At 55.8% G+C, this 17,560-nt stretch carries 18 protein-coding genes; 10 read left to right on the top strand and 8 right to left on the bottom strand.

What is annotated here, in order from left to right:
* Nucleotides 1–9: 9 nt before the first annotated feature.
* Both secD and secF read left to right on the top strand, forming a co-directional pair.
* Nucleotides 10–1,857, top strand: coding sequence for a protein translocase subunit SecD (gene secD / locus L579_RS19425; RefSeq protein ID WP_021185867.1), 1,848 nt, complete (start codon nt 10–12; stop codon nt 1,855–1,857).
* A gap of 10 nt (nt 1,858–1,867) precedes the next feature.
* Nucleotides 1,868–2,836, top strand: coding sequence for a protein translocase subunit SecF (gene secF / locus L579_RS19420; RefSeq protein ID WP_021185866.1), 969 nt, complete (start codon nt 1,868–1,870; stop codon nt 2,834–2,836).
* Nucleotides 2,837–2,928: 92 nt separating this feature from the next.
* On the opposite strand, the gene L579_RS19415 is transcribed toward secF, so the two are convergent.
* The gene (locus L579_RS19415) at nt 2,929–3,480 is read right to left on the bottom strand and encodes a DUF3251 domain-containing protein (RefSeq protein WP_036627548.1); all 552 of its coding nucleotides are present in this window, start codon (nt 3,478–3,480) and stop codon (nt 2,929–2,931) included.
* Between the two features lie 194 nt (nt 3,481–3,674).
* Here L579_RS19415 and nrdR point away from each other — a divergent pair, with 194 nt between their 5' ends.
* From nrdR to pgpA, 6 genes are all read left to right on the top strand, one after another.
* Nucleotides 3,675–4,124: a transcriptional regulator NrdR gene (gene nrdR, locus L579_RS19410; RefSeq protein WP_021185864.1), complete on the top strand. Its 450-nt coding sequence runs from the start codon at nt 3,675–3,677 to the stop codon at nt 4,122–4,124.
* Nucleotides 4,125–4,127: 3 nt separating this feature from the next.
* On the top strand, nt 4,128–5,231 hold the full coding sequence (gene ribD, locus L579_RS19405; protein ID WP_021185863.1) for a bifunctional diaminohydroxyphosphoribosylaminopyrimidine deaminase/5-amino-6-(5-phosphoribosylamino)uracil reductase RibD: 1,104 nt from the start codon (nt 4,128–4,130) through the stop codon (nt 5,229–5,231).
* An 81-nt stretch (nt 5,232–5,312) separates the two neighbouring features.
* The gene (gene ribE, locus L579_RS19400) at nt 5,313–5,783 is read left to right on the top strand and encodes a 6,7-dimethyl-8-ribityllumazine synthase (RefSeq protein ID WP_013508109.1); all 471 of its coding nucleotides are present in this window, start codon (nt 5,313–5,315) and stop codon (nt 5,781–5,783) included.
* 19 nt (nt 5,784–5,802) lie between these two features.
* Entirely contained in the window at nt 5,803–6,222 is a 420-nt protein-coding gene (gene nusB / locus L579_RS19395; RefSeq protein WP_021185862.1) for a transcription antitermination factor NusB, read from the top strand.
* Nucleotides 6,223–6,266: 44 nt separating this feature from the next.
* On the top strand, nt 6,267–7,244 hold the full coding sequence (thiL, locus tag L579_RS19390) for a thiamine-phosphate kinase (RefSeq protein WP_021185861.1): 978 nt from the start codon (nt 6,267–6,269) through the stop codon (nt 7,242–7,244).
* On the top strand, nt 7,231–7,725 hold the full coding sequence (pgpA, locus tag L579_RS19385; protein ID WP_021185860.1) for a phosphatidylglycerophosphatase A: 495 nt from the start codon (nt 7,231–7,233) through the stop codon (nt 7,723–7,725). The genes thiL and pgpA overlap by 14 nt, the downstream gene beginning before the upstream one ends.
* Before the next feature lie 35 nt (nt 7,726–7,760).
* Here pgpA and L579_RS19380 read toward each other — a convergent pair whose 3' ends face one another.
* From L579_RS19380 to xseB, 4 genes are all read right to left on the bottom strand, one after another.
* On the bottom strand, nt 7,761–8,735 hold the full coding sequence (locus L579_RS19380) for an aldo/keto reductase (protein ID WP_021185859.1): 975 nt from the start codon (nt 8,733–8,735) through the stop codon (nt 7,761–7,763).
* An 81-nt stretch (nt 8,736–8,816) separates the two neighbouring features.
* Nucleotides 8,817–10,682, bottom strand: a complete 1,866-nt coding sequence (gene dxs, locus L579_RS19375; protein WP_021185858.1) for a 1-deoxy-D-xylulose-5-phosphate synthase — start codon at nt 10,680–10,682, stop codon at nt 8,817–8,819.
* A 19-nt stretch (nt 10,683–10,701) separates the two neighbouring features.
* Nucleotides 10,702–11,601, bottom strand: coding sequence for a (2E,6E)-farnesyl diphosphate synthase (gene ispA / locus L579_RS19370; protein WP_021185857.1), 900 nt, complete (start codon nt 11,599–11,601; stop codon nt 10,702–10,704).
* Nucleotides 11,601–11,843, bottom strand: a complete 243-nt coding sequence (gene xseB, locus L579_RS19365; RefSeq protein ID WP_013508116.1) for an exodeoxyribonuclease VII small subunit — start codon at nt 11,841–11,843, stop codon at nt 11,601–11,603. Before xseB ends, ispA begins: the two co-directional genes overlap by 1 nt.
* Before the next feature lie 234 nt (nt 11,844–12,077).
* On the opposite strand from xseB, the gene thiI reads away from it, so the two are divergent.
* Nucleotides 12,078–13,526, top strand: coding sequence for a tRNA uracil 4-sulfurtransferase ThiI (gene thiI / locus L579_RS19360; RefSeq protein ID WP_021185856.1), 1,449 nt, complete (start codon nt 12,078–12,080; stop codon nt 13,524–13,526).
* Nucleotides 13,527–13,608: 82 nt separating this feature from the next.
* Here thiI and yajL read toward each other — a convergent pair whose 3' ends face one another.
* Both yajL and panE read right to left on the bottom strand, forming a co-directional pair.
* Complete coding sequence (gene yajL, locus L579_RS19355) at nt 13,609–14,217, bottom strand: protein deglycase YajL (protein WP_021185855.1); 609 nt, start codon at nt 14,215–14,217, stop codon at nt 13,609–13,611.
* Nucleotides 14,171–15,091 (bottom strand): 2-dehydropantoate 2-reductase, encoded by a 921-nt coding sequence (panE, locus tag L579_RS19350; RefSeq protein ID WP_021185854.1) that lies wholly within the window; start codon nt 15,089–15,091, stop codon nt 14,171–14,173. The genes yajL and panE overlap by 47 nt, the downstream gene beginning before the upstream one ends.
* Nucleotides 15,092–15,217: 126 nt before the next feature.
* Between panE and L579_RS19345 the strand changes: the two genes are divergently transcribed.
* Nucleotides 15,218–15,709, top strand: a complete 492-nt coding sequence (locus L579_RS19345; protein WP_021185853.1) for a YajQ family cyclic di-GMP-binding protein — start codon at nt 15,218–15,220, stop codon at nt 15,707–15,709.
* Here the strand turns inward: L579_RS19345 and L579_RS19340 are convergent.
* Nucleotides 15,706–17,478: a sigma-54-dependent Fis family transcriptional regulator gene (locus L579_RS19340; RefSeq protein ID WP_021185852.1), complete on the bottom strand. Its 1,773-nt coding sequence runs from the start codon at nt 17,476–17,478 to the stop codon at nt 15,706–15,708. The two genes, L579_RS19345 and L579_RS19340, sit on opposite strands and share 4 nt — an antisense overlap.
* Nucleotides 17,479–17,560: the final 82 nt, after the last annotated feature.

The raw sequence follows: 17,560 nt of genomic DNA, 5'->3' as shown, positions 1-17,560 counted from the left end.
GAAACTGCCGTGTTAAACCGTTATCCTTTGTGGAAGTACATCATGCTGGTCGTCGTGATTCTCGTCGGCCTGCTCTATGCGCTTCCCAACCTTTATGGTGAGGATCCGGCCGTTCAAATCACTGGTGCGCGCGGTGGCGCCGCCAGTGAGCAAACGTTGGATCAGATCCAGTCTGTTTTACAAAAAGATAATATCCAGAGCAAATCCCTCGTTCTGGAAAATGGCGCGATTCTTGCGCGCTTTGCGAACACGGATGTGCAGCTGCGCGCCCGTGAAGCGATTACGAATGTCCTTGGCGAGAACTACGTTGTAGCACTTAACCTGGCACCGGCTACGCCGCGCTGGTTGAGCATGCTGGCCGCAGAACCGATGAAGCTCGGCCTTGACCTGCGTGGCGGTGTTCACTTCCTGATGGAAGTCGACATGGATACCGCGCTGAGCAAATTGCAGGAACAGAATGCAGATGGTCTGCGCAGCGACCTGCGCGACAAAGGCATTCCCTACGTTAACGTGAATAAAATCGCTAACTATGGCGTGGAAATCCGTTTCCGTGACGGCACCAGCCGTGATGCGGCCATCAGCTATCTGTCTCCGCGTCATCAGGATCTGGTGATCTCCAGCCAGGGCAGCGATACCCTGCGCGCGGTGATGACCGATGCACGCCTGAGTGAAGCACGCGAATATGCGGTGCAGCAGAACATCAATATCCTGCGTAACCGTGTTAACCAGCTTGGCGTCGCTGAACCGCTGGTACAGCGTCAGGGTTCTGACCGCATCGTGGTTGAACTGCCAGGTATTCAGGATACTGCTCGCGCCAAAGAGATTCTGGGTGCTACGGCAACCCTCGAATTCCGTCTGGTGAACACCACGGTTGATCCGAGTGCGGCGGCCAGTGGTCGTGTGCCGGGTGATTCTGAAGTGAAAATGACGCGTGAAGGCCAGCCGGTGGTGCTGTACAAGCGCGTGATTCTGACCGGTGACCATATCACCGATTCCACGTCCAGCATGGATGAGTACAACCAGCCGCAGGTGAACATTTCACTGGATGGCGCGGGCGGTAACATCATGTCTAACTTCACCAAGGACAATATCGGTAAACCGATGGCGACCCTGTTTGTGGAGTACAAGGACAGCGGCAAGAAAGATGCCAATGGCCGTGCGATTCTGGTGAAACAGGAAGAAGTGATTAACGTGGCGAACATTCAGTCGCGCCTCGGCAACAGCTTCCGTATCACCGGTATCAGCAACCCGAACGAAGCCCGTCAGCTGTCGCTGCTGCTGCGTGCCGGTGCGTTGATTGCGCCAATTCAGATTGTGGAAGAGCGTACCATCGGCCCAACTATGGGTCAGCAGAACATCACGCAGGGTCTCGAAGCCTGTCTGTGGGGTCTGATCGCTTCCATTATCTTTATGGTGGTGTTCTATAAGAAATTTGGTCTGATCGCGACCAGCGCACTGCTGTGCAACCTGGTGTTGATCGTCGGCATCATGTCACTGCTGCCAGGTGCGACACTCACCATGCCGGGTATTGCCGGTATCGTGTTGACGCTGGCGGTGGCGGTGGATGCGAACGTACTGATTAACGAACGTATTAAAGAAGAGTTGCGCAACGGTCGTTCCGTGCAGCAGGCGATTCATGAAGGCTACAAAGGTGCCTTCTCCAGTATCGTCGACGCTAACGTTACGACGCTGATTAAAGTCATCATTCTTTATGCGGTCGGTACCGGTTCAATCAAAGGTTTTGCGATTACCACCGCTATCGGTATCGCGACCTCCATGTTTACCGCTATCGTCGGCACCCGTGCCATCGTTAACCTGGTGTACGGCGGCAAACGCATCAACAAGCTGTCTATCTAAGGAGTGCGTTGTGGCACAGGAATACAATATTGAGCAGCTGAACCACGGGCGTAAAGTCATTGACTTTATGCGCTGGGACACGCTTGCCTTTATCATCTCCGCCTTGCTGATTGTGGCGTCTGTCGCCATCGTTGGTGTGCGTGGCTTCAACTGGGGCCTCGACTTCACCGGCGGAACGGTGATTGAGATCAACCTGGAAAAACCGGCCGATCTGGATACCCTGCGCGTTGCGCTGGTGAAAGCGGGTTTTGATGAGCCGTTGGTACAGAACTTTGGCAGCAGCCGTGACGTGATGGTGCGTATGGCTCCGGTGCAAGGTCCGGCAGGCCAGGAACTGGGCAACAAAGTGGTGTCGGTGATTAACGAAACCGCACAGCAGAATGCCACCGTGAAGCGTATCGAGTTCGTGGGTCCGAGCGTGGGCAGCGATCTGGCGCAGGCGGGGGCGATGGCGCTGTTGTCGGCGCTGATCGCGATTCTGATCTACATCGGTTTCCGCTTTGAGTGGCGTCTGGCACTGGGTACCGTACTGGCGCTGGCCCATGACGTGATCATCACCTGCGGCATCCTGGCGTTGACCCACATCGAAATCGATCTGACCATCGTGGCATCCCTGATGTCGGTGATTGGTTACTCGCTTAACGATAAGATCGTGGTTTCCGACCGTATTCGTGAGAACTTCCGCAAGATCCGTCGCGGTTCTTCATACGATATCACCAACGTGTCGTTGACCCAGACGTTGAGCCGTACCCTGATCACCTCGCTGACAACGCTGGCGATGATCCTGATTCTGTTCATCTTTGGTGGTGCGCTGCTGAAAGGCTTCTCGCTGACCATGCTGATTGGTGTGACCATTGGTACCATCTCATCAATCTATGTCTCTTCGGCGCTGGCGCTGAAGCTGGGCATGAAGCGTGAACATATGCTGGTGCAGAAAGTGGAGAAAGAGGGCGCCGATCAGCCTTCAATCATGCCGTAACTGCTGACCAGAAAGATCAAGGGCTGCCAGATGGCAGCCCTTTTTTTTGCCGTAAACCGCGCGATAAATCGTGCCGCTACAGAAACTGCGCATCACGGCGTGGTTGCGCCGGTCACATCATGCACACGAACATAGCCAAGTTGATCCGGTGAAAGGCCGCTCAGGCGCAGTGGTACCACCACGGAGCTGCGTGGCGTCAGACTGCCGGGCGCAGTGATGGTCTGGCTGAGACTGCCGGCATTTAACGGTTTACCGCTGGCCGGGTCCATTTCTCCCCAGACGACAGTCGCACTCAGCGCCGGAACCGGTTTGCCATCGGTCGAGCGGATCGTCAGATTGGCGTGACTGCCAGTCGCTTCACCTTCGACCTGGCTCAGCGACAGGCGTAATTTACCCAGTTGGGTTTGCAGTTCCACCGGCGTATTGGACTGAGGTAACAGCCAGGCACCCTGATTGGATTGGCTGTTTAGCTGGCCCTGAATTTCCAGTGCAGCGGCCTGATTCGTTAACTGGCGCATTTGCTGATTCAGCTGCCCCACTTCCTGATGTAACTGAGTAACCTGTTTGGTGCCGGGTGTTGAGCTGCAACCGCTAAGTACCAGCAAAGAAAGCGCTGCTGGCGCCCATAACATCCTGATCGTCATGCAATGTCCTTTCCATTGTGGGGGAGGGCTAATGTTGCGCGATAAATCGCGCCGCGACAACCCGTGAACTGTATCGTCGCGGTGTGATTTATCACGCTGTTTTAACCATTGCCGCCCTTTTCATCTCAACACATTTTGTTGAAACCGAGATCGCGCTACACTGTGTGGCCCAAATTCTCGCGACAGGAAACGTCATGCATTGCCCATTCTGCTCCGCTGTGGACACCAAAGTGATAGATTCGCGCCTGGTCAGTGAAGGCTCTTCGGTGCGTCGCCGTCGCCAGTGTCTGGTGTGTCATGAGCGTTTTACCACCTTTGAAGTGGCTGAACTGGTGATGCCGCGCGTGGTGAAAAGCAACGATGTGCGTGAACCCTTTAACGAAGATAAACTCAGCAGCGGCATGATGAAGGCACTGGAGAAGCGTCCGGTGAGTGCCGATGCGGTGGAGAGCGCCGTCAACCATATCAAAACGCAACTTCGTGCCACCGGCGAGCGCGAAATCCCCAGCAAGCTGATTGGCAATCTGGTGATGGACGAGCTAAAGAAACTCGACAAAGTGGCCTACATTCGCTTCGCGTCGGTTTATCGCAGTTTTGAAGATATTCGTGATTTTGGCGAAGAGATCGCCCGCTTGCAGGATTAATCCATGATCGACGAACGCTATATGGCGCGCGCGCTGGAACTGGCGCGTCGCGGATGTTTTACCACCACGCCAAACCCGAATGTTGGCTGTGTGATTGTGCGGGACGGCGAAATCGTCGGCGAAGGCTGGCATCATCGCGCGGGCGAACCGCATGCGGAAGTGCATGCGCTGCGCATGGCGGGAGAGAAAGCCAGGGGCGCAACCGCCTATGTCACGCTTGAACCCTGTAGCCATCATGGTCGCACGCCACCCTGCTGCGATGCGTTGATCGCCGCCGGCGTCAGCCGGGTGGTCGCGGCGATGCAAGACCCCAATCCGCAGGTCGCCGGTCGTGGCCTGTATCGTCTGCAACAGGCGGGTATTGCGGTGAGCCACGGTTTGATGATGAACGAGGCTGAGGCGATCAATCGCGGTTTTCTGAAACGGATGCGTACCGGTTTCCCGTGGATCCAACTTAAATTGGGCGCGTCACTCGATGGCCGTACCGCTATGGCGAGTGGCGAAAGCCAGTGGATCACCTCGGCAGCCGCAAGGCGCGATGTGCAACGTTTTCGTGCCCAGAGTTCGGCTATTCTTACCACCAGTGCCACGGCGCTGGCGGATAACCCTGCGCTGACGGTGCGCTGGAGTGAACTGAATGATGAGGTTCGCCAGCAACTGGACGAGCAGCAACTGCGTCAGCCAGTGCGGGTGGTGATTGACAGCCAGCAGCGCGTGACTCCGCAGCATCGTTTGGTCAACCAGGCGGGCGAAACCTGGCTGATGCGCAGTGAAGCCGATCAACAAGCCTGGCCGGAGACGGTGTCGCAGATTGTGGTGCCGCAGCGTGAGAGCCAACTGGACCTGGTGGCGATGATGATGTTGCTCGGTCAGCGGCAAATTAACAGCGTGTGGGTCGAAGCGGGTGCATCGCTTGCCGGTGCGCTGTTGCAGGCGGGACTGGTGGATGAGCTGATTGTCTACATGGCACCGAAACTGCTGGGTAATGCCGCTCGTGGCTTGTGTGAATTACCGGGTCTGGAACATCTGGCCGATGCGCCAGCCCTGAATTTTAGTGACGTGCGCCTGGTGGGCGAAGACTTGCGTCTGACGCTCACCCCGCGCTGAAAAGCCTGAGCGCGTCGTCAAAGAGTATGATAGAATCCGCCCCCTTCTGCGGGGCTACAATACAACACCCAAAGGATATGTATGAAAGTTATCGAAGCTCCTGTTGCCACGCCTGATGCTAACATCGCCATCGTAATTGCGCGTTTTAACAACTTCATTAATGACAGCCTGCTGGACGGTGCGGTTGATGCGCTGAAGCGTATTGGTCAGGTGAAAGACGAAAACATCACCATCGTCTGGGTACCAGGTGCCTATGAACTGCCGCTGGCGGCGCGTGCGCTGGCAAAATCCGGTAAACATGATGCCATCGTGGCGCTGGGTACCGTGATCCGTGGCGGCACGGCGCACTTCGAATATGTGGCCGGTGAAGCCAGCTCAGGTATTGCCAACGTGGCAATGACCAGCGATATCCCGGTGACTTTCGGCGTGCTGACCACTGAAAACATCGAGCAGGCGATTGAACGCGCCGGCACGAAAGCGGGTAACAAGGGTGCCGAAGCGGCCCTGACTGCCCTCGAAATGATTAACGTATTGAAAGCCATCAAAGCCTGATTTTTGTAAGGGGAATTTTGTGAAACCTGCTGCTCGTCGTCGCGCCCGTGAGTGCGCTGTCCAGGCGCTTTACTCCTGGCAGTTGTCCAACAACGACATTGCCGATGTGGAATACCAGTTTCTGGCGGAACAAGACGTCAAAGACGTCGATATCAGTTACTTCCGCGAACTGCTGGCCGGTGTGGCGACCAACAGCGCATACCTGGATGGTCTGATGAAACCTTACCTGTCGCGTCAGCTGGAAGAGCTGGGCCAGGTAGAAAAAGCCATCTTGCGTATTTCGCTGTATGAGCTGAGCAAACGTGATGATGTGCCCTATAAAGTGGCGATCAACGAAGGTATCGAGCTGGCTAAAGTATTTGGCGCAGAAGACAGCCACAAATTTGTCAACGGCGTGCTGGATAAAGCCGCTCCACAAATTCGCCCCAACAGAAAATAGTGCAAAAGGCCGGTCATCCGGCCTTTTTTCATTGAGACCTGACTATGCCCTGTGGTGAATTCGAACTGATCGCACGTTATTTTAACCGCGTCACCAGCTCCCGCCGCGATGTCGAGAAAGGAATTGGTGACGACTGCGCATTGCTTAACGTGCCAGAAAAACAGACGCTGGCTATCAGCACCGATACGCTGGTAGAAGGCGTGCATTTCCTGCGTGATATCCATCCAGCCGATCTCGGTTATAAAGCGGTTGCCGTCAACCTGAGCGATCTGGCTGCTATGGGCGCCGATCCGGCATGGCTAACGCTGGCGCTGACGCTGCCGGAAGTGAACGAGAGCTGGCTGGCGGCCTTCAGTGACAGCCTGTTTGAGCTGCTGGATTACTACGATATGCAGCTGATTGGCGGCGATACTACGCGCGGCCCACTGAGCATGACGTTGGGCATCCACGGTTTAGTTCCGGTAGGGCGTGCACTAAAACGCTCCGGTGCGAAGCCGGGTGACTGGATTTTCGTCACCGGCACGCTGGGTGACAGTGCTGCCGGTCTGGCGTTGTTGCAGCATCGTTATCGTCTGTCGGACCCGGCGGTGCACGAAACGCTGATCAAACGTCATTTACGCCCGATGCCGCGCGTCTTGCAGGGGCAGGCGCTGCGAAGCCTGGCCACGTCAGCGATCGATGTGTCGGATGGATTGCTCTCCGACCTCGGCCATATTTTGCAGGCCAGCCGTGTCGGCGCGCGCTTGAATGTCGATGCACTGCCGCTGTCGGCAGCACTGCGCGACCATTTCGACGCAGACCAGGTGCAACGCTGGGCGCTGGCAGGAGGGGAAGACTATGAGCTGTGCTTCACGGTGCCGGAAGTGAACCGTGGTGCGCTGGACGTGGCGCTCGGTCATCTCGGCGTGCCTTATACCTGCATTGGTCAGATAGCACCGGAAGCCGATGGACTCACGTTGCTGGAAAATGGCAAGCCGCTGAGCTTCAATCACAAAGGATTTGATCACTTTGACGTTAAATAAAGATGTGGCAAAGAGCCGCCTGCGTATGTCCAATCCGTGGCATCTGCTGGCGACCGGCTTTGGCAGTGGATTAAGTCCGATCGTACCGGGTACTGCGGGATCGCTGGCGGCGATCCCGTTCTGGTGGTTGATGACCTTTTTGCCATTGCAGATCTATTCGCTGGTGGTGCTGATCGGTATCAGCGTCGGCGTCTATCTGTGCCATCGCACGGCCAAAGACATGGGTGTCCACGATCACGGCAGCATTGTCTGGGACGAGTTTATCGGTATGTGGATCACCCTGATGGCGATTCCGCTGATGAGCTGGAAATGGGTCCTGGCGGGCTTTGTCATTTTCCGCATTTTTGATATGTGGAAACCCTGGCCGATTCGCTGGTTCGATCAGAACGTGCATGGCGGCATGGGGATTATGGTCGACGATATTATCGCCGGGGTGATTTCAGCGGTGATTTTGTATGTGTTAGGGCATGTGATGCTTTGATTTCTTAACGGCGCGATTTATCGCGCCGTTACGTCTTATTCGAACCCTACCGCCGGGTGCGGTTGATACACCGTCTCCAGCTCGGCAATATCGGTTGTAGTCAACTCCACGTCCACCGCTTTGACCAGCTCAGCAAACTGCTCTGCGCGTGATGCCCCGATAATGGGTGCCGTCACCACTGGCTTATGCAGCAACCAGGCCAGCGCAATCTGCGCACGCGTGACGCCTTTATCCGCTGCCAGGGTGGCGATACGTTCCGCGATAGCTGCATCGTTCTCTTCGGTGTCGCGGTAAAGTTTAGCCATAACCTCATCTGACACGGAGCGGGCGGTGGTTTCACCCCACGGGCGCGTCAGCTTACCGCGAGCCAATGGACTCCAGGGCAGGACGGCGATGCCTTCGCGCAGACACAGCGGATGCATGGCGTTCTCCTCTTCCCGTTGAATCAGGTTGTACTGATCCTGCATGCTGACAAAGCGCGCCCATCCTTCACGAGTCTGGAGCTGAAGCGCCTGCTCAAATTGCGCCGCATGCATTGAGGATGCGCCGATATAACGCGCTTTACCGGCCTGCACCACGTCGTGCAGCGCCTCCAGCGTCTCCTCAATCGGCGTGTCGTAATCCCAGCGGTGAATCTGGAGCAGGTCAACATGATCCATGCCCAGCCGTGTCAGGCTGTCATCAATTGATTGCAGGATATTGTTGCGCGACAGCCCCTGGGTCAGATTACTTAATGGGAAATAGACCTTGGTGGCGACCACGACTTCGTCGCGGCGGGCAAAATCTTTCAGGGCGCGCCCGACAATCTCTTCGCTGCTGCCGTCGGAATAGGAGTTGGCGGTATCAAAAAAGTTGATGCCTGCTTCCAGCGCTTGCTTGATTAACGGGCGGCTGCTCTCTTCCGGTAACGTCCAGGCGTGATTGCCGCGCAGTGGATCGCCATAGGTCATACAGCCCAGGCAGAGACGGGAAACCTGTAATTCAGTCTTACCTAAAGGAATTTTTTTCATTGGGACGTCTGCTCTCGCATCAGGGAAATCCCTTAAGCATAGCAGCAGGCTCGCTCACCGGGCGGCGAGCGAGCAGGGGGATTACTGGGCCAGCCAGCAGGTGATTTGTTGCTGAATACCGGCGGCATCCAGTTGGTAGTCATGGCGCACTTCTTCCTGGGTACCCTGCGGGATGAACTCATCAGGCAGACCGAGGTTCAGCACCGGAATACGCAGGCGTTTTGCCATCACAAATTCGTTCACGCCGCTACCCGCGCCGCCCATGATAGCCCCTTCTTCCAGGGTGATCAGGGCGTCGTGGCTGCCCGCCAGTTCCGTAATCAACGCCTCATCCAGCGGTTTGACAAAACGCATATCCACCAGGGTGGCATTCAACGCTTCGGCGGCCGCAGTGGCTTCCGGCAGCAAGGTGCCGAAGTTGAGAATCGCCAGCTTCTCGCCCTGACGTTTTACCACGCCTTTACCCAACGGCAGGCTCGCCAGGGGTTCCAGCGCTGCCCCGGTACCGGTACCGCGCGGGTAACGCACTGCACTGGGGCCATCCTGATAGTGGTAACCGGTGTACAACATCAGGCGGCATTCGTTCTCGTCGCTTGGCGTCATGATCACCATGCCAGGGATACAGCGCAGATAAGCCAGATCGAACGCACCCTGATGGGTTTGTCCGTCGGCACCGACAATGCCGCCACGATCGATAGCAAACAACACCGGCAGCTTCTGGATCGCCACATCGTGGATCACCTGATCGTATGCGCGTTGCAGGAAGGTGGAGTAGATCGCCACAATCGGTTTGTAGCCGCCAATCGCCATCCCTGCCGCGAAGGTTACCGCGTGCTGTTCAGCGATCGCCACGTCGAAATATTGCTGCGGATAGTCACGGGAAAAACTCACCATGCCGGATCCTTCGCGCATCGCCGGAGTGATGGCCATCAGGCGTGCGTCATCAGCCGCGATTTCGCTCAACCAGTTACCAAATACTTTGGAGTAGCTCGGCAGACCACCTGCGCTTTTCGGCAGCGAACCGCTGGCCGGATCGAATTTCGGTACGGCATGCCAGGTGATGGGATCTTCTTCCGCCGGCGCATAGCCTTTGCCTTTTTTGGTCATGATATGCAGGAACTGCGGGCCTTTCAGGCTACGCATGTTCTTCAGCGTACTGACCAACGCGAGGACATCGTGACCATCCACCGGGCCGATGTAGTTAAAACCGAGTTCTTCAAACAGCGTACCCGGTACCACCATGCCTTTCAGATGTTCTTCAGTGCGTTTGACCAGCTCTTTGATCGGCGGCAGGTTGTCCAGCACCCGTTTGCCGCCTTCGCGCAGGCGTGAATAGGTCTTACCGGAGAGGATCTGCGCCAGACGATTGTTCAGCGCACCCACGTTCTCGGAGATCGACATCTCGTTGTCGTTGAGGATCACCAGCATATCCGGTTTGATATCGCCCGCGTGGTTCATGGCTTCAAATGCCATGCCCGCCGTGATGGCACCATCACCAATGATGGCCGCAGTACGACGCCCTTTACCTTCACGCTCGGCGGCGACGGCCATACCGAGGGCGGCGCTGATGGAGGTTGACGAGTGACCGACGCTCAGTACGTCGTATTCGCTCTCTTCACGCCACGGGAAGGGGTGCAGACCATTTTTCTGACGGATGGTGCCGATGCGATCGCGGCGACCGGTCAGAATTTTATGCGGGTAGGCCTGATGGCCAACGTCCCACACCAGATGGTCAAACGGGGTGTTGTAAACATAATGCAGCGCCACTGTTAGCTCGACGACGCCCAGACCCGAAGCGAAGTGACCACTGGAGCGGCTGACGCTGTCCAGCAGATACTGACGCAGCTCGTCACAGAGTGCCGGAAGCTTCTCTTTTGGCAGTAAATGTAATTCCTGTACCGTGCTTGCCAGCGCCAGTGTCGGGTATTTTGCAATATCAAAACTCATCAGAGACTCATTATGAAAGTTATTTATCGCGTTCAATTATGAAGCTAGCCAACGCTTGTAATGCTGTGGTGTTAAAGGATTGCGCGGCCAGAATATCCAACGCGCCCAGTGCCTCCTGATAGAGATCCCAGGCTTTTTGACGGGCATTATCCAGCCCCATCAGCGCCGGATATGTGCTTTTGCCCAGTGCCTGATCGGCCCCCTGGGTTTTGCCCAATATCGCGGTGTCGCCGACCACATCCAGGATGTCATCCTGCACCTGAAACGCCAAACCAATGGCATTGGCATAGACATCCAGAACGGGCAGGGCGGCACGGCCTTGCTCACCCGCCGCCAACGCGCCGAGTCGTACGGCAACGCGGATCAATGCACCGGTTTTATGACGGTGAATCTGTTCCAGTTGCGCCAGGTCGATGCTTTTACCCTCGGCGGCGAGGTCCAGTGCCTGGCCGCCGCACATACCTGCGACACCACTGGCCTGAGCCAGTTCGGAGATCATGGTAATACGGGCTTCTGCACTTACGCCAGGCATCGGCTGGTCGGCCAAAATAGAAAACGCCAGCGTTTGCAGGGCATCGCCTGCGAGAATCGCCGTGTCTTCACCATATTTGATATGGCAGGTTGGCTGCCCACGACGCAATGCATCGTCGTCCATCGCAGGCAGATCGTCATGAATCAAAGAGTACGCATGGATACATTCTACCGCCGCAGCGGGCGCATCCAGGCTGGCCGGATCGGCCTTTAACATTTCACCCGTAGCGTAAACCAGAAAAGGGCGCAGACGCTTACCGCCTAATAGTGCCCCATATTGCATGGCATTCACCAGAGGAGAACTCTGAAAAGGAAGTGGATCTAACAAGCGCGTCAGCGCGAGGTTTACCCTTTCGTGATAGGCGCTTAGCAGTTTGGCGAAATCCATCAATTATCTTCCGGCGTAAAAGGGGTGAGCGCGGCGTCTTTATCATCGCTCAGCAAAATCTGCACGCGCTGTTCCGCCTGTTGCAGGGTTTGCTGGCCGCTACGTGCCAACTGAACACCGCGTTCAAATTCTTTTAGCGCCTCTTCCAGCGGCAGCTCACCACTTTCCAGGCGGCTGACGATCTGTTCCAGTTGCTGTAGAGCGCTTTCAAAACTGGCGGGCGCTTCGGCTTTTTTCGGCATAATCAGTGTCGACTCACAGGTTGGGACATCATCTTGCAGTCGGTCATGGTATCTGACGAGGATTAATTAGCAAAATAATGAATGTGACTGCGGTTGCAGAAGAAGTCACCAGACAAAGGTGATATACTCTCGCGCCTCGGATGCGGACGCTCCTGCTTAGCCCGCAATTATATGATTTTACCAGCTAAGTGCCGATGCTTTTAGCACTTATTTGCCCAACGAAGCTGTGTCGCCATGAAGTTTATTATCAAGCTCTTCCCCGAAATCACCATCAAGAGTCAGTCGGTGCGACTGCGTTTTATCAAGATTCTGACCGGAAACATTCGTAACATTCTGCGCACTCTGGATGATGAGATCGCGGTTGTGCGTCACTGGGACCACATTGTGGTCCGGGCGAAGAAGGAAACGTTGCGCGCAGCGGTGATTGCCGAACTGACGCGTATTCCGGGTATCCATCACGTACTGGCGGTGGAAGATCATGAATACACCGATATGCATAACATCTTCGAACAGACGCTGGCGCTGTATCGTGAACGTCTCGAAGGTAAAAGCTTTTGCGTGCGCGTGAAGCGTCGCGGCAAGCATGAGTTTAGCTCGCAGGACGTGGAACGCTACGTAGGCGGCGGTCTGAACCAGCATATCGAAAGCGCTCGCGTGCAACTGAATAATCCGGATGAGACGGTCAACCTGGAGATTGAAAACGATCGCCTGCTGCTGATCACCGGACGTTATGAAGGACTGGGCGGCTTCCCGATTGGTACCCAGGAAGATGTGCTGTCACTGATTTCCGGCGGTTTTGACTCCGGTGTCTCCAGTTATATGTTGATGCGCCGTGGCTGCCGCGTGCATTACTGTTTCTTCAATCTTGGCGGTGCCGCGCATGAAATCGGCGTACGCCAGGTAGCGCATTATTTGTGGAATCGTTTTGGTCGTTCGCATCGTGTGCGTTTTGTCGCCATCAATTTTGAACCGGTGGTGGGTGAGATCCTCGAAAAAGTGGATGACGGCCAGATGGGTGTGGTGCTGAAGCGTATGATGGTGCGCGCGGCGTCGATGGTCGCGGAGCGTTACGGCGTACAGGCGTTGGTGACCGGTGAAGCGCTGGGCCAGGTTTCCAGCCAGACGCTGACCAACCTGCGTTTAATCGATAACGCCTCCGACACGCTGATTCTGCGTCCGCTGATTTCCCATGACAAAGAGCACATCATCAAGCTGGCGCGTGAGATTGGCACGGAAGATTTTGCCCGCACCATGCCGGAATATTGCGGCGTGATCTCAAAAAGCCCGACGGTGAAAGCGGTGAAGGCGAAGATCGAAGCGGAAGAGACGAATTTCGATTTTGCTATTCTGGATCGCGTGGTGCAGGAAGCCAGCAACGTTGATATCCGTGAAATCGCCGAGAAAACTGAAGAAGAAGTGGTGGAAGTTGAGACGGTTGCGTCGTTCACCACCAATGATGTGGTACTGGATATTCGCTCGATTGATGAGCAGGATGACACGCCACTGGCGCTGGAAGGGGTTGAGGTTAAATCGCTGCCATTCTACAAACTCAGCACCCAATTTGGCGATCTCGACCAGAGCAAAACCTGGCTGTTGTATTGCGACCGCGGCGTGATGAGCCGTTTGCAGGCGCTGTACCTGCATGAGCAGGGCTTTACCAATGTGAAGGTGTATCGCCCGTAACGGTCGATACACCTGCGTAGCGGCGCGATTTATCGCGCATGTTAAAAGGCAGGGCGCGCGATGAATCGCGCCGCTACGTTTTTCAGCGTTCTTCGAATTCCTGGTAGTTATAGATTCCTGCCGCCAGCACCAGTTGCGATGCCACTTCGCGTGCTTTTTCTTTGTTCACCAGCAGATCAATCAGTTTCAGCGCAAAATCCATCGAAGTGCCCGGCCCCTGGCTGGTCAGCAGATTGACGCGGGGATCCCACACGACACGGCGTTCCATCCATTTCGCTTCCGGGATGGTTTCTTTCAGGCCGGGAAAACCGGTCATGTTCCCGACCGGGAACAGATCGTGCGGCACCAGGACCGTACCGGGTGCGGCGCAAATCGCCGCGACAATGCGACCAGAAAGATGAAACTGGCGCACGGTTTCCACCAGCAAAGGACTGTCGCGGAAGGCTTGTGCGCCTTTAAGACCGCCGGGCAACACAATGGCGGCATAATCGTTATCTGCCACCTCAACCAGCGGCGCATCAGCCAGCAGGCGCACACCACGCGAGCAGACGATCTCCCGGCTGCCATCGCTTTCGACACTGGCGGTAGTGACCTGCAAACCGCCACGCACCAACAAATCGATGGTGGTGACCGCTTCGGTCTCTTCACTGCCATGTGCCAGGCAAACCAGAACCGATGCGTTCGTGCTCATATTGGGACTCCTTGCGTTTAATCAAATCATACAAACGGGTGTTCTCCGGCAATGCAATGCCCTGCGCGCGTGCGCGGCGCAGCAGGTAACCGGTGATGTAATCAATTTCGGTCTGGCGCTGCGCCCGAACATCCTGCAACATCGATGAGACGTTGGCTGCCGTGGTGTCGATGACGTCATAGATGATGTCACGCAGATTATCGACGGCAATGTGTTGGCCTTCGCGCTCCATCACCCAGGCAATCTCCTCGCACAGTTTGGCGATTTGCTCAGGCCAGGCACGCAGCGCACCGTTCTGGCAATCATGTTCGACGGTCATCGGGTTGATCACACAGTTGACCGCCAGCTTACGCCAGCAGGCAGAGGCGATATTGTTATGCCAGGCAACATCGGGCAAAGCCTGATGCAGGATATCCGCGATATCACTCATCGCTTCACTCTCGCGACTGGCCGGGCCAATATGGGTGATGCCCTGCGCCACATGTTTGATCACCGTGCCATCACGCATCGCCGCGTGCGTCGTAATCCCGCGCAGCAGCGGCTGCTGGACATCTTTCAGCTCTTCCAGGGTGCCCATCCCATTGTGCAACAACAGAATCGGCGCATGTGCCGGTAATACGCTTTGCAGGTTCTTCACGGCGGGAGAAACCTGTGGGGCTTTTAGCGTCACCAACAACAATTGGCTCTCCGCCAGAAACAGCGGATCGTTGGCAATAAAAGTGTGGTTGCTGACGTTGCCTTCAGGATCGATCACATTGACCGAACAATAGGGCTGCGGTACGCGCAGCCAGCCCTGAACATCATGTCCCTGGCGTGCGAGGGCGGCGAGCCAAACCTGACCCAGGGCGCCGCAACCCAACACGGTAATTTTCATTGTGCCTCCCGCTGACGGGTTATCGTTTTCACTACACACTATCAGTATAGCTTTCGGTGTATCGTGTTTTATTAGCGCGACAAGACGCGTATTATGCATGTCACTTTAGCGTCAGGAGAAGACAAGATGCCATCTTTCGATATCGTTTCCGAAGTCGAACTACAGGAAGTCCGTAATGCGGTGGAAAATGCGAGCCGTGAACTGTCTACCCGTTTTGATTTCCGTAACGTCAGCGCCAGCATTGAGCTGAACGAAAAGAATGAGACCATCAAAATCACCACGGAGTCTGATTTTCAGGTCAAGCAGCTGGTGGATATTTTAAGAGAAAAGCTGCTGAAGCGCGGAATTGAAGGGGCGGCAATTGAAGTCCCGGAAGAGATCGAGCACAGCGGTAAAAGCTGGAGCGTCGAAGCCAAACTGAAAAAAGGCATCGAAAGCGACGTGGCGAAGAAACTGGTGAAGCTGATCAAAGACAGCAAGCTGAAAGTTCAGACGCAGATTCAGGGTGATGAACTGCGCGTCACCGGTAAATCGCGTGACGATTTGCAAGGCGCGATGGCGCTGGTGCGTGGCGGCAATCTCGGTCAGCCATTCCAGTTCAAAAACTTCCGCGATTAATCGCCTTTATCGCGCGCGGCACGGCGATACAGCGTGCTGCGCGCGATACCCAATGCCTGCGCAGTTTTACTGATATTGCCATTAAAGCGTTGTAGCGTTTCGGCAATCAGCCGTTCATCATGACTTTGCAAATTCTCGACCACCACCGGAGCGGCGGCACGACGGTATTCAGCGGGCAAATGCACTTCGCTTACTTCTTCCCCTTCATCCGCCAGTGCCAGCAATACGCGCAACAGGCTGCGCAACTGACGCACATTGCCTGGCCACGGGAGCTGAGCCAACGAGGTCAGCAACGAGGGCGACAACTGAATATCGCGATCGCCACCTCCCAACTCCAGCCACAAACGCTGAATAAAGCCCGCTAAATCTGGCCACTCGCGCAGCGGGGGGATAGTCATGGAAAATTCCTGTAAGCGATAAAGTAAATCCTCGCGGAACTCGCCTTCAGCCACGCGTTGCGCCAGATCGCGATGCGTGGCGCAAATTACCGCAAAGTTGACTGGCCAACTGCGGCTGGAACCCAGCGGCGACACTTCTTTTTCCTGCAACACGCGCAGCAGGCGGGTTTGCAACGCCAGCGGCATATCGCCAATTTCATCCAGGAACAACACGCCACCGTCGGCTTCACGGATTTTACCGATATAGCCGTTTTTACCCGCACCGGTAAAGGCACCAGGCTGATAGCCAAATAACTCAGATTCAATCAGTGATTCCGGGATGGCGGCGCAATTGATGGCGACAAATTTGCCTTCCCGCCAGCGGCTTTGTTGATGCAACGCACGGCTGACAAACTCTTTTCCGCTGCCGGTTTCACCATGAATACACAATGAAACGCCGGCGTTCAGCAGACGTACCATTTTCTCGCCATCACGTCGTAACGAGAAGGGCAGCTCCGTATGGCTGGCGGCGGGTGTGGCGAAGTGGGTACGGTGGGGTGCGCGCAGGCGGAAATAAAAGGTTTGCGCGCAGTAATTTAACGGTACCGGGATGGTGTTGGCGGCCTGCTCCTGGTGGGGGAACAGTTGCTGGAACGTCAGGGAACCGAGTTGCTCCGCGCTGAGAGCCAGTTCGCGCATTGCGAGGCGATTCGCTGCCATCAGCACATTATCGGAGAACACCAGCAGCAACTCGTCGCTGGTATCGATACCCTGTGGTTGCGCATGCAGGCTCATCAGCCACTGCTGCGGGTGCAGGCTCTGCTTAACCCACAGATACTCAATTTGTTTGGCTGCGGCTTTCACCCAACTGAAGGTTTGTGGATGCGGGAAATGCGCCGGACCCGAGATATCCAGCACCCCGGCAATCTGACCATTGGGCATCTGGAGCGGCATGGCTGCGCAGTACAACCCCTGATTACGCGTGAGAAAATGTTGCTGTCCGTCTATCTCGCAGCCATCGTCAATTGCCAGCGCGGTGCCAATGGCGTTGGTGCCACGGCCACACTCGCTCCATAAATTGCCGGGTGCCAATGCGTAGCGCTGCGCTTTCTCCATCGACTGCATATCGCCAAAGGTATGTAGCACCATGCCGCTGGCATCCGAGAGGATCACCACCGATTGCTTCTCCGCCATCTTCTGCGCCAGTTGGTTGATCACCGGCTGGGCAAACTGCTGCAATCCGCTGTTGCTGGCGAGCAAATCCGCCAGTTCACCCTGACGTACCCGGGGAAAGTCATCAGCGGTGCGATCAAGTCCATATAGCTGGCTACGAAACCAGGAATCGCTAAGAAGCGGAGTTGCGTTGATCGCGGCGGATGAATTTCCCTGCATTGCTAACCTCATGCCCTGGCAAAGTGTTGCGACATTGTAGCTATTTGGTTTTTGTGGTGTTGCGATATGCAACACAGATGGT

Origin of the sequence: Pantoea sp. AS-PWVM4, from assembly GCF_000468095.1 — a bacterium.
Taxonomy (GTDB): Bacteria; Pseudomonadota; Gammaproteobacteria; order Enterobacterales; family Enterobacteriaceae; genus Pantoea; species Pantoea phytobeneficialis.
This window is presented reverse-complemented; position numbering and strand designations above follow the sequence as displayed.

Coding starts and splice junctions, on each gene's coding strand:
- L579_RS19380 (WP_021185859.1), bottom strand. CDS start 8,735: ATGAAAAAAATTCCTTTAGGTAAGACTGAATTACAGGTTTCCCGTCTC.
- L579_RS19345 (WP_021185853.1), top strand. CDS start 15,218: ATGCCATCTTTCGATATCGTTTCCGAAGTCGAACTACAGGAAGTCCGT.
- nrdR (WP_021185864.1), top strand. CDS start 3,675: ATGCATTGCCCATTCTGCTCCGCTGTGGACACCAAAGTGATAGATTCG.
- panE (WP_021185854.1), bottom strand. CDS start 15,091: ATGAAAATTACCGTGTTGGGTTGCGGCGCCCTGGGTCAGGTTTGGCTC.
- yajL (WP_021185855.1), bottom strand. CDS start 14,217: ATGAGCACGAACGCATCGGTTCTGGTTTGCCTGGCACATGGCAGTGAA.
- thiL (WP_021185861.1), top strand. CDS start 6,267: ATGCCCTGTGGTGAATTCGAACTGATCGCACGTTATTTTAACCGCGTC.
- dxs (WP_021185858.1), bottom strand. CDS start 10,682: ATGAGTTTTGATATTGCAAAATACCCGACACTGGCGCTGGCAAGCACG.
- xseB (WP_013508116.1), bottom strand. CDS start 11,843: ATGCCGAAAAAAGCCGAAGCGCCCGCCAGTTTTGAAAGCGCTCTACAG.
- L579_RS19415 (WP_036627548.1), bottom strand. CDS start 3,480: ATGACGATCAGGATGTTATGGGCGCCAGCAGCGCTTTCTTTGCTGGTA.
- L579_RS19340 (WP_021185852.1), bottom strand. CDS start 17,478: ATGCAGGGAAATTCATCCGCCGCGATCAACGCAACTCCGCTTCTTAGC.
- ribE (WP_013508109.1), top strand. CDS start 5,313: ATGAAAGTTATCGAAGCTCCTGTTGCCACGCCTGATGCTAACATCGCC.
- thiI (WP_021185856.1), top strand. CDS start 12,078: ATGAAGTTTATTATCAAGCTCTTCCCCGAAATCACCATCAAGAGTCAG.
- ispA (WP_021185857.1), bottom strand. CDS start 11,601: ATGGATTTCGCCAAACTGCTAAGCGCCTATCACGAAAGGGTAAACCTC.
- ribD (WP_021185863.1), top strand. CDS start 4,128: ATGATCGACGAACGCTATATGGCGCGCGCGCTGGAACTGGCGCGTCGC.